The organism is Pseudomonas quebecensis (assembly GCF_026410085.1).
Classification (GTDB): domain Bacteria; phylum Pseudomonadota; class Gammaproteobacteria; order Pseudomonadales; family Pseudomonadaceae; genus Aquipseudomonas; species Aquipseudomonas quebecensis.
Genome location: NZ_CP112866.1, coordinates 4,625,376 through 4,640,594 on the forward strand (window position 1 = coordinate 4,625,376; position 15,219 = coordinate 4,640,594).

At 61.6% G+C, this 15,219-nt stretch carries 12 protein-coding genes and 1 pseudogene; 9 read left to right on the forward strand and 4 right to left on the reverse strand.

Annotated features, from left to right (window positions below; translation table 11 throughout):
• Positions 1 to 192: 192 nt before the first annotated feature.
• The gene (locus OSC50_RS21640) at positions 193 to 1,539 is read left to right on the forward strand and encodes an MATE family efflux transporter (protein ID WP_266245715.1); all 1,347 of its coding nucleotides are present in this window, start codon (positions 193 to 195) and stop codon (positions 1,537 to 1,539) included.
• Between the two features lie 96 nt (positions 1,540 to 1,635).
• Positions 1,636 to 1,959 (forward strand): hypothetical protein, encoded by a 324-nt coding sequence (locus OSC50_RS21645; RefSeq protein ID WP_266245714.1) that lies wholly within the window; start codon positions 1,636 to 1,638, stop codon positions 1,957 to 1,959.
• Between the two features lie 115 nt (positions 1,960 to 2,074).
• On the opposite strand, the gene speA is transcribed toward OSC50_RS21645, so the two are convergent.
• From speA to OSC50_RS21665, 4 genes are all read right to left on the reverse strand, one after another.
• Positions 2,075 to 3,988, reverse strand: coding sequence for an arginine decarboxylase (speA, locus tag OSC50_RS21650; RefSeq protein WP_181080880.1), 1,914 nt, complete (start codon positions 3,986 to 3,988; stop codon positions 2,075 to 2,077).
• 141 nt (positions 3,989 to 4,129) lie between these two features.
• On the reverse strand, positions 4,130 to 4,501 hold the full coding sequence (locus OSC50_RS21655) for a translation initiation factor Sui1 (RefSeq protein WP_266245712.1): 372 nt from the start codon (positions 4,499 to 4,501) through the stop codon (positions 4,130 to 4,132).
• A gap of 180 nt (positions 4,502 to 4,681) precedes the next feature.
• Positions 4,682 to 5,218 carry an NUDIX hydrolase gene (locus tag OSC50_RS21660; RefSeq protein ID WP_253511980.1) on the reverse strand — a complete coding sequence of 179 codons (537 nt, stop codon included), beginning with the start codon at positions 5,216 to 5,218 and terminating at the stop codon, positions 4,682 to 4,684.
• A gap of 2 nt (positions 5,219 to 5,220) precedes the next feature.
• Complete coding sequence (locus OSC50_RS21665; RefSeq protein ID WP_370694758.1) at positions 5,221 to 6,198, reverse strand: DUF2333 family protein; 978 nt, start codon at positions 6,196 to 6,198, stop codon at positions 5,221 to 5,223.
• A gap of 389 nt (positions 6,199 to 6,587) precedes the next feature.
• Between OSC50_RS21665 and OSC50_RS21670 the strand changes: the two genes are divergently transcribed.
• From OSC50_RS21670 to OSC50_RS21700, 7 genes and pseudogenes are all read left to right on the forward strand, one after another.
• The gene (locus tag OSC50_RS21670; protein WP_181080884.1) at positions 6,588 to 8,258 is read left to right on the forward strand and encodes a response regulator; all 1,671 of its coding nucleotides are present in this window, start codon (positions 6,588 to 6,590) and stop codon (positions 8,256 to 8,258) included.
• 1,499 nt (positions 8,259 to 9,757) lie between these two features.
• Positions 9,758 to 10,273 (forward strand): annotated as a pseudogene (locus OSC50_RS26300) (methyl-accepting chemotaxis protein); the annotation flags it as partial.
• 235 nt (positions 10,274 to 10,508) lie between these two features.
• A complete protein-coding gene (gene aroQ / locus OSC50_RS21680; protein WP_034095685.1) occupies positions 10,509 to 10,964 on the forward strand; it encodes a type II 3-dehydroquinate dehydratase in 456 nt (151 codons plus the stop codon).
• Between the two features lie 24 nt (positions 10,965 to 10,988).
• The gene (gene accB, locus OSC50_RS21685; RefSeq protein WP_266245707.1) at positions 10,989 to 11,444 is read left to right on the forward strand and encodes an acetyl-CoA carboxylase biotin carboxyl carrier protein; all 456 of its coding nucleotides are present in this window, start codon (positions 10,989 to 10,991) and stop codon (positions 11,442 to 11,444) included.
• A 17-nt stretch (positions 11,445 to 11,461) separates the two neighbouring features.
• Positions 11,462 to 12,823 (forward strand): acetyl-CoA carboxylase biotin carboxylase subunit, encoded by a 1,362-nt coding sequence (gene accC / locus OSC50_RS21690; protein ID WP_181080887.1) that lies wholly within the window; start codon positions 11,462 to 11,464, stop codon positions 12,821 to 12,823.
• A 209-nt stretch (positions 12,824 to 13,032) separates the two neighbouring features.
• Positions 13,033 to 13,911 carry a 50S ribosomal protein L11 methyltransferase gene (prmA, locus tag OSC50_RS21695; RefSeq protein ID WP_266245705.1) on the forward strand — a complete coding sequence of 293 codons (879 nt, stop codon included), beginning with the start codon at positions 13,033 to 13,035 and terminating at the stop codon, positions 13,909 to 13,911.
• A 30-nt stretch (positions 13,912 to 13,941) separates the two neighbouring features.
• Positions 13,942 to 15,183, forward strand: coding sequence for a DUF3426 domain-containing protein (locus OSC50_RS21700; RefSeq protein ID WP_266245703.1), 1,242 nt, complete (start codon positions 13,942 to 13,944; stop codon positions 15,181 to 15,183).
• The last annotated feature ends 36 nt before the right edge of the window (positions 15,184 to 15,219 follow it).

A 15,219-nucleotide genomic window follows, 5' to 3' on the forward strand; every position in this document is an offset into this window, starting at 1 on the left:
CAGAGGAAACCGGGGCGTGAACTATATATCAGCCCGAGCGGGGCTGGTGTGGCACTGGTCACATTGACCGACGGAGGGTGGGTTGGTTCGCAGCCGTTTGAAACCCCCAGCCAAATCCCACAGCCGCCTCCCACATTGGCTCTGCTGCAGGGCTAATGGATGGTTACAATGTCGTTCCCCCAAGGAGCCTGAATGTCCACCTTACTGACCGATTGGCGCGACCGCCCCACCCACCGCCGTGTATGGGCCCTGGCTGCGCCGATGATTCTTTCGAACATATCCGTGCCGTTGGTAGCCCTGGTCGACAGCATGGTCATCGGCCACCTGCCCCATGCCCACCAACTGGGCGCCGTGGCCGTCGGGGCCAGCCTGTATACCTTCCTGGCCTGGGCCATGGGGTTTCTGCGCATGGGCTCCACCGGTTTTGCCGCCCAGGCCGCCGGGCGCAAGGATGGTGCGGCACTGCGGCAAATCCTGCTGCAAGGTTTGCTGCTGGCGCTGGGCCTGGCAATGCTGCTCGGCACCGTGGGCATTCCCCTGAGCCACCTGGCCCTGGAATGGATGCAGCCCTCGCCCGAACTGAACCAACTGACCCGCGATTTCTTCCACACTCGCCTGTTCGGTCTGCCCGCCGCGCTGGCCAGCTATGCCCTGGTCGGCTGGTTCCTCGGCACACAGAACGCTCGCGCGCCGCTGGCGATTCTGCTGACCACCAACTTGGTGAACATCGCCTTGAACCTGTGGTTTGTGCTGGGTTTGGATTGGGGCGTGGTCGGCTCCGCCCGCGCCTCGGTGATCGCCGAATGGACCGGTGCCCTGCTCGGCCTGGCCCTTACGCAAAAGGCCCTGCGCGCCTACCCCGGGCATATCGCCTGGGCCGCATTGAAACGATGGGAGAGCTGGCGCCCGTTGCTGGCGGTGAACCGCGACATTTTTATCCGCAGCCTGGCGTTGCAGTCGGTGTTTTTCATGATCACCGTGCAAGGCGCACGCCTGGGCGACGCCACCGTGGCGGCCAACGCGCTGCTGCTCAACGGCCTGCTGCTGACCGCCCACGCCTTGGACGGCCTGGCCCACGCCGTCGAAGCCCTGTGCGGCCACGCCATCGGCGCCCGCGACCGGCAATCCCTGCGCCGTTCGCTGGTGGTGGCCGGTGGGTGGTCACTGATCGCCAGCCTTGGATTTGCATTGTTGTTCACCGTCGCCGGCCATCTGTTTATCGCCATGCAGACCGATATCCCCAGCGTGCGCGAAACGGCTGATATCTACCTGCCTTACCTGGCGGTATTGCCGTTGATTGCGGTGTGGAGTTATTTGCTGGATGGGCTGTTTATTGGTGCAACGCGGGCTCGGGAGATGCGCAACGCAATGCTGCTGACGGTGCTGATGGTGTCGCCGTTTGCCTGGGCGTTGCAGGGGCTGGGCAATCACGGCTTGTGGATAACCTTCCTGCTGTTCATGGCGATACGCAGCCTGACGCTGTGGGCGATCGCCTGGCGGCTGAACCGGCAGGAACAATGGATCGGCACCCGTCATTAATCCCCTACCTGTTACTTCTGACAGGTTACAAACCGACGACCCGGGGGTTGAATAGCCAGGGAGGTATCCACCCCCTACCTTCCTGGAGAGTCGAATATGAACATCACAAAATACACAAGCGTTACCGCACTATGGATCGTCACAGCGTGCACCCTGGCAACGATCGCCGGATGCACCGCTGGAGGCCCCAACAGCGTTGAGGGAACCATGCGGGTAAGCAATGCCGGCAGTTCCAATGTACGCGTCAGCCAGAATTCTGACGTCCACCCCCTCGCGCCAAACGCAACAATCGACCTACCCATCAATAGCTTCGGATTAACCGTAATGCCGGAAGATAGCAACCGCGACAAGATTGACCGATTCAATCTCAAGTTCAATCCCGGCGGCTGTTCGGTCAACTTGTGCGTCGTCGTATATTGACCGTTTACTTATCGCTGCGCAGATGAAAGGTGCCTTGGAACCGGCACTTGACCGCCAACTCCATAAAAAAGGGCCGCAGTGTTAACTGCAGCCCTTGTTAAACGCTGAACCGATATCAGGAAGACAGGTACGAAGACCGCGTCAGCCCCAGACGCAACGCGTCGAGGAACTGGGTACGCTCCGATGCGCTGATCTTGGCGCTGGCGCACTTGTCACGGTAATGCGTCATCAACTCCTCCGGCGACAAATGCACATAGCGCAGCATGTCTTCGATGGTGTCGTGGGTTTCGATCCCGGCGCTGTACACCGAGCCGTCTTCACGCTGGTAGATGTTCACCGAGTCGGTATCGCCGAACAGGTTGTGCATGTCGCCGAGGATTTCCTGGTAGGCGCCGACCAGGAAGATACCCAGCAGGTAGTCCTCGCCTTCGTTCAGGGCATGTACCGGCAGGCTGGTTTCGATACTCTGTTCGTCGACGTATTGTTTGATCTTGCCGTCGGAGTCGCAGGTCAGGTCTTGCAACACGGCGCGGCGCAGCGGCTCCTCGTCCAGACGGTGCAGCGGCAGGATCGGCAGCACCTGGCCGATGGCCCAGGTGTCCGGCAGGCTCTGGAACACCGAGAAGTTGCAGATGTACTTGTCGGCCAGCTTGTCGTTGAGTTCGTCCAGCACCTGGCGGTGCGAGCGTTGACGGGCTTTCAACGAGTTGTGCAGGCGACGGCACACGGCGAAGTAGCATTGTTCGGCCAGGGCCTTTTCTGCCAGGGTCAGTTTGCCGTCGGCGTACTGGGCGGCCACGTCGCTCATGTAGTGGGTGGCGCGCCAGTAGGTTTCGGTGACCATCTCAATGTCGGTCGGGCCCAGCAGATCCACCAGCCATTGCACGGTTTCCGGCAGGCTTTCCTTGTTTTCGATCAGCGGGATTTCGTCGTTGTGTTTTTCGACGTCGGTTACCTGCACCACCAGCATGGCGTGGTGGGCGGTCAGCGAGCGACCGCTTTCGGAGAAGATGTGCGGATGCGGCAGGCTCTGCGCGTCGCAGAATTCCTTGAGCATGCCCACGACCACGCCGGCGTAGTCGTCCATGTCGTAGTTGATGGAGCTGGCGTTACGCGAGTGGGTACCGTCGTAATCCACACCCAGGCCCCCGCCGACGTCGATGTGATCCACCGGCAAACCGAGGTTGCGCAGCTCGCCGTAGTACCGGATGGCTTCCTTGAAACCGTGCTGGTAGTCCGCCAGGTTGGCGATCTGCGAGCCCATGTGAAAGTGCAGCAGGCGAATGCCCTGGTCCAGCCCGGCGGCGCGGAAGCGCTCGACCACGGAGAGCAGTTGCGCGGCCGACAAACCGAACTTGGACTTCTCGCCACCGGTGTCCGCCCATTTGCTCGACGCCAGGGACGACAAGCGCACGCGCAGGCCAACCTGAGGCTTGACCTTGAGGCTCGCCGCCTCTTCGATCACCAGGCCGACTTCGGATTCTTTTTCGATCACGATAAATACGTTGTGGCCCAACTTCTGGCCCATCAGCGCCAGGCGGATGAACTCACGGTCCTTGTAACCGTTGCAGACGATGGTGCCGCCTTTCGGTGCCAGCGCCAGCACGGCCAGCAGCTCGGGTTTGGAGCCGGCTTCCAGGCCGATGGAGACGTTCTGCGTGGCGATGATGTTTTCGATCACTGCTTCCTGCTGGTTGACCTTGATCGGGTACAGCGCGGTGTACTGGCTCTGGTATTCCAAGCGCGCAATGTTAGCGTCGAATGCACCGGTCAGTTGGCGCACGCGGTCTTGCAGGATATCGGGAAAACGCACCAGCAGCGGCAGCGACAGGCCGCTCTTGCGCAACTCGTCGACCTGCTCGTAGAGATCGACGGGCGTGCTGTCGGGACCGTTCGGACGGACTTCAACGCGACCGGCATCATTGATCGCGAAATACCCGGCCCCCCAATGGCGAATCCCGTAAACACTGCGGCTGTCCGCAACTGTCCATTGGCTGCCATCGTCTTTGCGTGTGCGTCGTACGGACATCGAAGTCCCCTATAAATGAAGTCGAAGACACCGCCTCGGGTTCGAGGCCGGCGCAGTCTAAAGAATGAAAATGACGATTTGCCTGTAAGAGAGGTAGACCCCACTCGCAGGACAGAGTTTAGACACAGGTCGGGAAGAGGCTCAGCCGCCGGACTTCTTGGCCTTGTAACCAAGCTTGATCAGCTCGGCCAACAGCAGTTCGACGTGATCGCCCTGAATCTCGATGATCCCCTCTTTCAAGGCGCCACCGGTGCCACAGCGCTTTTTCAGCGTGGTGGCCAGCTCCTTGAGCGGCTCCGCGGCCAACGGCACGCCGGTGATGGTGGTCACCGTCTTGCCGCCACGGCCCTTGCTCTCGCGGCGCACGCGGGCGATACCGTCGCCTTCCGGGATCAGAGTCTGTTTGCAGATGCAGGCGTCCACGGGCTGACGACAGTCCGGGCAGTGGCGACCTGCGTCGGTGGAAAATACCAGGCCACCAAGGGCGGCGAAGGATGCGGCTTTTTTGGCCACCGGCAATCCTCTTGGGAGGACAAAGACTGATCGGCCCTCGTAACGGACGACCGACCGCGAAACCCCACTCAGGCAGGGGCAGCGCTACCGACACGCCAAGGCGGTTCGGGTGAAAAGTCGCGCAGTGTAACGGCAAAAAGCACGCTTGCTAAGAGCCAAATAGCGCCAATTCATGCAAGTTTAGCGACGCAAGGCCAGATAGCGGCGCAGGCCCTCCTGGGCATCCGGGCAATACGGTTTTTGCTCAGCTTCCTTCAAGACCGTCTCGACGGGCAAAAAACGCGCTTCCATGACTTCTTCAGGCTGCAGGCGCAGGGGCCCATCCCACACGGCGGAGTAGGACGTGCACCAGAGCCGGCTGCCGTCCTGCTCGAAATAGAAATGGTCATGCTCGGTCAACGCCACGCCACTGACTCCGAGTTCCTCCTCCAGCTCGCGGGCCGCCGATTCACCATAAGTCTCACCGGCCGCGACCATCCCACCGGCCGCAGTGTCCCAGAATCCTGGATACAGGGCTTTGCTCAGAGTGCGGCGGTGCACGCAGAGCTCACCGGCGCGGTTGAACAGGAAGATAAAGGTGCAACGGCCGATAAGGCCGCGCTTGCGCAAGTCTGACCTGACCAGATGGCCGAGCAGGTTGTCCTGCTCATCCACCCAACAGATCAGTTCAGCATCGGAGGCCACCCGGTGAGCGGCCTCCCGTGGAGTAACGTCCATCATCAACCCTGATTGAGGAGCTGACGCAAATCGATCACTGCAGCGTTTGCCCGGGAAATGTAATTGGCCATCACCAGCGAATGGTTCGCCAGTACGCCGAAGCCACTGCCGTTAAGAATCATAGGACTCCAAACCGGTTCCTGCGAGGCTTCCAGCTCACGAATGATCTGGCGCACGCTGACCGTGGCGTTCTTCTTGGCCAGTACGTCGGCGAAGTCGACTTCAATCGCACGCAGCAGGTGAGACAAGGCCCAGGCCTGACCACGGGCCTCATAGAACACGTTGTCGATCTGCATCCATGGGGTTTCCACCACTTCTTCATCGACCTGCGGTACTTCACCCGGTGCCAGGGCTTCGGTTTTCAGCGCGGTATTGAGCTTGACCCGGCCGACGCTGGCCGACAGGCGCTGCGACAACGAACCCAGGCGAGTAGCCACATCCCCCAGCCAGTTGTTCAGGTTGTCGGCACGGGCGTAGAACAAGGCGCCGCGCTGGTTGGGGTCGGACAGACGCGCTTCATAACGGCTGAGGGAATTGATCCCTTCCTGGTACTCGGACTCACTGGATGGCAGTACCCAGCTTTTGTTATCGAAATTGAAACGCGGCTCGGCCTTGGCCAGATCGGCGTCTTCGGCGGACTGCGACTGAGAGCGGGCGAAGTCTTTACGCAGGGCGCGGGTCAGGTCCCGCACCTGCACCAGCACGCCGTACTCCCAGCTGGGCATGTTGTCCATCCACAGACCAGGCGGGAAACGATCGTTGGAAATATAACCGCCGGGCTTGTTAAGCAGCGTGCCGACCACGCTCTTGAGGGTTTCGACGGTGGTGAAGCCCACCACCATCTGCTTGCCGTCCTTTTCGGCGGCGATCTGCGCATTTTGCTGCACCGGAAACAGCGCAGGCTCTTCGCTCCAGTACCAACCCAGAGCGCCGGTGACCAGCAGGTACACGCCGAGCAGGCTGAGTACCGCACGGCTCATCAGCAGCGTACGAAAATAGCCGCGGTTGGTTGACTTGGGCTCAGGCACAGGGCCTTTGGCACTGCCTGCACGGTTTTTCCAGTCCAGCATGGCGATATCCTTTCAATCACTTGAGTTCATGCACTTGAATTGATGGCGTGCGTTCAAACACTCCGACCACAACCCTACCCCATCGTGCCCGTCGGCGCGGCGCTTTTATCCAAACTGGCGCACCGGCCGTGTTCGACTATAAAGGATGCACGCTTTTGCACCCACGCGACCAGCCAGTCATTAACTGAATAGCAAAGACACGCAGTTAATTGACGTATGACACTCATCCGCTTGATCAAGAGGTGCTAGCATAGAGCCATCAGTCGCCCTCAGCATGCACCCTCACCAGTAGTCAGGATATGACCGAGCCAGAAGACCCCAGCCGTGAGCGCCTCAAGCAGCACTTTGCCCAGCGGGTAATTCATCAGGCACGTCAAATTCTTGAGATCTGGCAGCGCCTGCAACGCAGCGAATGGTCGAATGCAGACCTCTCCGAGCTCAACGACGCGAACCTGCGCCTGCTGCGCTTTGCCGAGCGTTTCGAACAGCCCGAGCACGGTCAGTTGGCGCACCGTATCGGCGAATCCCTCAGGGCTGTGGATGAAAACCGCGGCCGTCTGAGCAGTCAGTTGATCACTGAGCTCAACCGACTGATGCAGCGCCTGTCGCGCACCGGCCTGCGCCAGGGCGACCAGTTGGAGCAAACCTTACTGCCGCCGATGCGCAAGCCGATCTACGTGATGCTGGCCGATCACGACCGCGCCGAACGCCTGGCCAAGCAATTGGAATTCTTTGGCTTGAGCGCTCAGTCGTTGGACAGCGTGGCGGCGTTTCGCGCGTCGATGGCCGAGCGCCTGCCGTCGGCGATTGTGATGGATGTGGATTTCTGCGGCGCCGGCCTGGGCCTTACGCTCGCCGCCGAAGCCCAGGAAGGCCTGGAGCACAAGCTGCCGCTGCTGTTTTTCAGCCTGCACGAAACCGACACGCCCACGCGCCTGGCCGCCGTACGCGCCGGCGGCCAGGAGTTCCTGACCGGCACGCTGGAAGCGTCCAGCCTGCTGGAAAAGATTGAAGTGCTGACCTGCGTCGCTCAGTACGACCCTTATAAAGTGCTGATTATCGACGACTCGCGGGCCCAGGCCCTGCACACCGAGCGCCTGCTCAACAGTGCCGGTATCGTCACCCGCACATTGATCGAGCCGATCCAGGCCATGGCCGAACTGGCGGACTTCCAGCCTGACCTGATCATCCTCGACATGTACATGCCCGCCTGCACCGGCACCGAGCTGGCCAAGGTGATCCGCCATAACGACCGTTATGTGAGCGTGCCGATCATCTACCTGTCGGCCGAAGATGACCTGGACAAACAACTGGACGCCATGAGTGAGGGCGGCGACGACTTCCTCACCAAACCGATCAAGCCGCGCCACCTGATCACCACCGTGCGCAATCGCGCAGCCCGCGCCCGGCACCTCAAGGCGCGAATGGTGCGCGACAGCCTGACCGGCCTGTACAACCACACCCATATCCTGCAACTGCTTGAAGACTGCAGCTTCCGCGCGCGCCGCGAGAACAAGCCGTTGAGCTTTGCGATGCTCGATATCGACCATTTCAAGCGCGTCAATGACAGCCATGGCCACCCGATGGGCGACCGCGTAATCAAGAGCCTGGCGCTGTTTCTCAAGCAACGTTTGCGCAAGACCGATTTTATCGGGCGCTACGGCGGCGAGGAGTTCGCCATCGTGATGCCCGATACCGACCTGGAATCGGCCTGCAAGGTGCTGGATGAAATTCGCGAACGTTTTGCCGAAATCCACTACCCGGCTCAGCCTCAGGATTTGTGGTGCACCTTCAGCGCCGGCCTGGTTGAGCTGTGCGACGGTTCCGACAGCCTGATGATGGCCGCCCAGGCCGACGAGGCGCTGTACCGCGCCAAGGACGGCGGACGCAACCGCGTACAGGCGGCGCGCACATCAAAGCAAAGTGCCATCTTTTCATCGGAATCCACCGACTCCGTCATAACGCTGTAATAGAAACGCAATAACTTCAGGCACTTATCTTTTGTTGCCGGCTGAAACCTCGCATGCGCCTGAAGCTGCTGACCAATCTCAACACCCTCCTGTTAGTGGCCGTGTGCCTGGCCCTCGGGGCGACCCTGTGGTGGTCGCAACGCGCCCTGGAGCGCCCTTATCTGCTGATGGAACGCTACCTGAGCCTGTCGCAGACCTTTCAGAACCAGGCGGCACGCAATATCGAGGACTATCTGGCCAATGGCGATGCGCTGCGTTTGAGCGGCGCCAGCCAAAGCCTGGAAGGCTTGCTGCAACAATTGCACGAACTGCCGGCCGAACTGGCGCAGAGCCTGCGCCCCAGCCTGGTGGAACTGGACGCCTTCAGCAAAACCGACCTGCTTGCCGCCGGCAAGTTGGCTGGCGACCCGCAAGCCTTGTTGGTGCAGGCCGAGCGTGAGCTGGGTGCGAACCTGGAACAGCTGAGCCAGTACGCCACCGGCGTGAACTCGCCGGAAGCTGCACGCTACCTGCCAGCGCTGCTGGCCGCTTCCCAGCACTTGGGCAAACTCTCACTGGCCCGCGACAAACTGGTCAGCAGCGGACGCGCCGAGCTGGCCGATGATGTGGAGCGCGAACTGGGCCAGATCCGTGGCCAGGCCGACCTGCTGGAACAGTTGCCATTACTGGGTGTGAAAGCCAGCACCGAATCCAACACCGATGATTTCTCCGCGCTGATGGGCCTGGAAAACACCGAAAAAACCGAAGCTCAGGACACCGGCGTCGACCTCAAGCGCGAACTCAACAGCCTGTTGACCCGCTATCCCGCTGAACTCAAGCGCACCCGTACCCAGATCCAGCAGCGCGCCGACCTGGCCGCCGCCACGCACCTGAAAATCAACGCCGTACAGCAAGCCATTGCCGGGCTGGAGCCGGTGGTGCGCGCGCAGCATGGCAAAATCCAGGCCGAAGTGCGCCTGATGCAAGGCATGATGATTGGCCTGATCCTGCTGATCGCGCTGCTGATCGACACCCTGCAGCGGCGCCTGGCCCGGGTATTGACCAGCCTGGCGCCCGCTCTGTCGACCTGGGCCGAGGGCGACTTCAGCCAGCCGATTGCCCTGGGCAAGACCAACCGCGAACTGCACGATATCGAAGCCTCCCTGAACCGCTTGCGCGCTTATCTGGTGGACCTGGTGGGCACTATTCGCGGGAATGCCGAGGAAGTCGCCGGCAGCAGCCGCACGCTCGCCGAACTGAGCAGCGGCCTGCATGACGGCGCCGAGCGCCAGGCCGGCGACACCGCGCAGATCCGCGATTCCCTGGGTGAACTGGAAGCGACCATTCAGCAAGTGGCCGGCGACGCCAGCCAGGCCGCCGGCGCCAGCCGCAGCGCGGGCCAGGCGGTGGAACAAGGCCAGCGGGTGATCGGCCTGAGCTTGACCGGGCTGCATGCCCTCGTCGGTGAAGTGCAGCAAAACGCGCAGATGATCGAAAAACTCGCTGAAGAATCCGCCACTATCGGCGGCGTACTTACGGTGATCCGCTCGATCGCCGACCAGACCAACCTGCTGGCGCTGAACGCAGCCATCGAAGCCGCCCGCGCCGGTGAAGCCGGACGTGGTTTTGCGGTGGTCGCGGACGAAGTGCGCTCCCTGGCCCAGCGCACCGCCGGCGCCACCGCCGAAATCCAGGGCCTGATCGCCGGTCTGCAAAGCGCCGCTCACCAATCGGTGGAAGGCATGCGCGCCCAGGTCGAGCACGCCGAAGCCACCGCCCAGCAGGCCCAGGCGGCCGACGGCGCACTGGATGAAATCGTCGGCGCGATCCAGACCATTTCCGATACCGCCGTGCGCATCGCCGATGTCACCGCGCAGCAACGTGATGCGGTAAGCGAAATCCGCGATAACAGCGAGCGGATTCATCAGTTGGGTGAGGATAATCTGCTGCGCATCGGCCAGGGCCGCAGCCAGGGCGAGCACCTGCTGGTGCTGGGTGGGCAGCTCAATACCGCCGTACAGGCATTCCGCGTCTAACCGGATCCAGCGTCATATCAAGAACTAATGTGGAAGGGGGCAAGCCCCCTCCCACACTTGATCTCCATAGGGTTCAAGGACGTGTCGCCTATGACCGGATACTGGCCCACAGTCACAAATTTCGCGCTATCCTCGCTAATCGTGCCGCCTACTGCATAGAACTGGACAGTCACAAAGGCTTTACGGCATAGTCGCCGGGTTCTGACGTACCCACCTCCATAACAAGGAACAGCCGATGGCGACCTTACTGGTTCTTCACGGACCCAACCTGAACCTGCTTGGCACCCGTGAACCGGGCGTCTACGGGGCAGTGACCCTCGATCAGATCAACCTCGATCTGGAACAGAGAGCCCGTGATGCCGGCCACCATCTGCAATACCTGCAAAGCAACGCCGAGTACGAATTGATTGATCGAATCCATGCCGCGCGCGGCGAAGGCGTGGACTTTATCCTGATCAATCCCGCCGCTTTTACGCACACAAGCGTTGCATTACGTGACGCGCTGCTGGCGGTGAGCATCCCATTCATCGAAGTGCATCTGTCGAACGTGCACAAACGCGAACCTTTCCGCCATCACTCTTACTTCTCCGACGTAGCGGTAGGAGTGATCTGCGGCCTTGGCGCCAGCGGTTACCGACTGGCCCTGGAGGCCGCCCTGGAACAGCTTGAACAACCGGCCAAGCGCCCCTGACCGACCCTTGGGAGTTGATGATTCATGGATATCCGTAAAGTTAAGAAGTTGATCGAACTGCTGGAAGAATCCGGTATCGACGAGCTGGAAATCAAGGAAGGCGAAGAGTCCGTACGGATCAGCCGCCACAGCAAGACCCCGGCTCAACAATTCTATGCCCCGCAGATGCAAGCGCCGGCTCCGGCCGCTGCTGCACCAGCCGCTGCACCGGCTGCTCCTGCCGCACCGGCAGCTCCTGTGCTGAACGGTTTCGTGGTCAAGTCGCCAATGGTCGGTACTTTCTACCGCACCCCGGCACCGACCTCGCCAGCCTTCGTTGAAGTGGGCAAGACCGTGAAAGTGGGCGACACCATCTGCATCGTCGAAGCGATGAAAATGATGAACCACATCACCGCTGAAAAAGCCGGCGTGATCGAATCCATCCTGGTAGAAAACGGTCAGCCGGTTGAGTACGACCAGCCGCTGTTCACCATCGTTTGAACCGCGGAGCACCTTCGATGTTGAAACCTGCGAAGAAACTGCAAAAAGTCCTGATCGCCAACCGCGGCGAGATCGCGCTGCGTATCCTGCGCGCCTGTAAGGAAGAGGGCATCAAGACCGTCGCTGTTTACTCGACGGCCGATACCGAACTGATGCACGTGAAACTGGCGGACGAGAGCATCTGCATCGGCCCGCCACTGGCCACGAACTCGTACCTGAAAGTCTCGAACATCATCGCTGCCGCGGAAGTGACCGGCGCTGACGGCATCCATCCAGGCTACGGCTTCCTCGCGGAAAACGCCGATTTCGCCGAACAGGTGGAAAAGTCCGGGTTTGCCTTCATCGGCCCGAAAGCCGAAACCATTCGCCTGATGGGCGACAAGGTATCGGCCAAGGACGCCATGATCGCCGCCGGCGTGCCAACCGTTCCAGGTTCCGATGGCCCATTGCCTGAGGACGAGGAAACCGCACTGCGCATTGGTCGCGAAGTCGGCTACCCGGTGATCATCAAGGCCGCCGGTGGCGGTGGTGGTCGCGGCATGCGCGTGGTGCACAAGGAAGAAGACCTGATCGAAGCGGCCAAGCAGACTCGCTCCGAAGCGGCTGCCTGGTTCGGCAACCCGATGGTCTACCTGGAGAAGTACCTGACCAATCCACGTCACGTGGAAGTGCAGGTATTGTCCGACGGCCAGGGCCACGCCATCCACCTGGGCGACCGCGATTGCTCGCTGCAACGCCGTCACCAGAAGGTATTGGAAGAAGCCCCGGCACCGGGCCTGGACGAGAAAGCACGCCAGGAAGTGCTGGCACGCTGCGTCAAAGCGTGCATCGACATCAACTACCGTGGCGCCGGTACGTTCGAGTTCCTCTATGAAGCAGGTCGTTTCTACTTCATCGAGATGAACACGCGCGTTCAGGTAGAGCACCCGGTGTCGGAAATGGTTACCGGTATCGACATCGTCAAGGAGATGCTCAGCATCGCCGCCGGCAACCCACTGTCCTACACCCAGGACGACGTGAAGTTGCACGGCCACTCCCTGGAGTGCCGAATCAACGCCGAAGACCCGAAAACCTTTATTCCGAGTCCAGGCCTGGTCAAGCATTTCCATGCACCGGGCGGCAACGGCGTTCGCGTCGATTCGCACCTGTACAGCGGCTACAAGGTTCCGTCCAACTACGACTCGCTGATCGGCAAGCTGATCACCTGGGGCGCCACCCGCGATGAGGCCATGGCCCGCATGCGCAACGCTCTGGACGAAATCGTGGTCGATGGGATCAAGACCAACATCCCGCTGCACCGGGACCTGGTCCGCGATGAAGGCTTCTGCGAAGGTGGTGTGAACATTCACTACCTGGAACACAAGCTGGCCAACCAGTAAGTGCTCCACCCAACAAAACCGCCTTCGGGCGGTTTTGTTGTTTGTGGGCCCTCTATTTTGAAAAAGTACACACTCCAAAGGTGGCAGGGGCAGCCCCACATTTGACCGGCGTGCAGTCAGCAGTGTCGTCTTCTGCCCGCCGCTCGCGTAAACTTGCGCGCTTTCGCGACCCCGCCGTCGCACACTCATTATTTTCAAAGGTGCCCGCCATGCCTTGGCTGCAAGTCCGTCTCGCCATCAGCCCAGAACAAGCCGAAACCTACGAAGACGCATTCCTCGAAGTGGGCGCCGTGTCGGTGACCTTCATGGACGCCGAAGACCAGCCGATCTTCGAGCCCGAGCTGAACACCACCCCGCTGTGGTCCCACACCCATTTGCTGGCGCTGTTTGAAGGCGGCACCGAAGCCGCCAGCGTACTGGCCCATCTGGAACTGCTCACCGGCAGCCCGCTGCCGGAGCATCACAGCGAAGTGATCGAAGACCAGGACTGGGAACGCAGCTGGATGGACAACTTCCAGCCCATGCGTTTCGGCCAACGCCTGTGGATCGTGCCGAGCTGGCACGCGGCCCCGAAGCCGGACGCGGTGAACCTGCTGCTCGACCCGGGCCTGGCCTTCGGCACCGGCACCCACCCCACCACTGCCCTGTGCCTGGAGTGGCTCGACGGCCAGGAGCTGCGCGACAGCAACGTGCTGGACTTCGGCTGCGGCTCGGGCATCCTGGCCATTGCCGCCCTGCTGCTGGGCGCCAAGCAAGCCGTCGGCACCGATATCGACGTGCAGGCGCTGGAAGCGTCGCGCGATAACGCCGGGCGCAACAACATTCCTGAAGGCAAATTCCCGCTTTACCTACCGCAGGATTTGCCCCAGGTGCAGGCCGATGTACTGGTGGCCAATATCCTCGCCGGGCCGCTGGTGTCCCTGGCGCAGCAGCTGTCGAGCCTGGTCAGGTCGGGCGGCCGCCTGGCGCTGTCGGGCATCCTGGCCGAACAGGGTGAGGAAGTCGCCGCCGCTTACGCCCAGGACTTTGACCTGGACCCGATCGCTGAACGCGACGGCTGGGTACGCATCAGCGGTCGTCGGCGCTAGAATGAGCGCTTGCCTGAATCGGATGGCCGCATGACCGACAGTTTCGTCACCCAGTGCCCGCATTGCCAGACCCGCTTTCGCGTCAACCATGCTCAATTGAGCGTGGCCCGCGGCGTAGTTCGCTGCGGCTCGTGCCTGCAAGTGTTCAACGCTGCCCGCCAATTGCTGGAGCAGCGCGCCACCCAGGCCCCTGCGCCGACATCCGAAGTACCGACGGTCGCGCAAGCCGCCCCCGAGGCGCCGCGCGCGATCAGCCAGAAGCAGTGGAACGCCGAAGAGCTGGACCTGGACAATCTGGACCTGGACGAAGAACTGGCCAAGCTGGAGCGGCGCGCCCCGCAGCCCGCCCTGCCGGTGAGCGCAGACCGCCGCCAGCCGGGCGACCGTCGGCACAAGGAAGAACCGCTCAGCGCCAGTCGCGATAGCCTCAAGGCCGATGAGGAAAAGTGGGCCGCCAGCCTGTTCAGCGAACCTTCTGAAGCGCGCAGCCAACCCGACGAAGACGAATACGAAGCGAAAAAAACGGCTGCCACCCGAGCACGCACCGAACCGTCGATGTCACCTCACGCCGACGACATCGAAGATGGGCCGCCGCTGGGCACGCCCCGCGACGATGACGAGCTCGACCCACCCTTGACTCCCGTCCTCCACGAAGCCTCCGAGCCGGAGCCCGAAGAGCGCCCTCAACCGCGCCGCAGGCGCACCCGCGCGTCGACCGGTGCCCACGACGACGTGCTCCAGGACCTGGAAGACGACCCGCTGCACCTCTACGCACAAAAACGCCCGTCAAGCCTGGGCCGCCGCCTGGTCTGGATACTGCTGGTACTGATCGCCGCCGCCGGCCTGGTCGGCCAGTACATCGCTTATCAATTCGACGACCTGGCCCGCCAGGACGCTTATCGCCCGTGGTTCCAGCAACTGTGCCCCACATTGGGCTGCACGGTGCCGTCGCGGGTCGATATCGCCCATATCAAGAGCAGCAATCTGGTGGTGCGCAGCCACCCGGAATTCGCCGGGGCGTTGGTGGTGGACGCGATCATCTATAACCGCGCGACCTTCTCCCAGCCCTTCCCGCTGCTGGAGCTGCGTTTCGCCGACCTCAACGGTGGCCTGATCGCCAGTCGTCGGTTCAAGCCCGCCGAATACCTCAGTGGTGAACTGGCCGGCGTCAGCGAAATGCCATCACAGACCCCGATCCATATCTCCCTCGATATCCTTGATCCGGGCAATAAAGCTGTGAATTACAGCCTGAGCTTCCACTCGCCCGAGTAAATCGGCTCGGCCATCGAAACCTGACGGTGGAATATT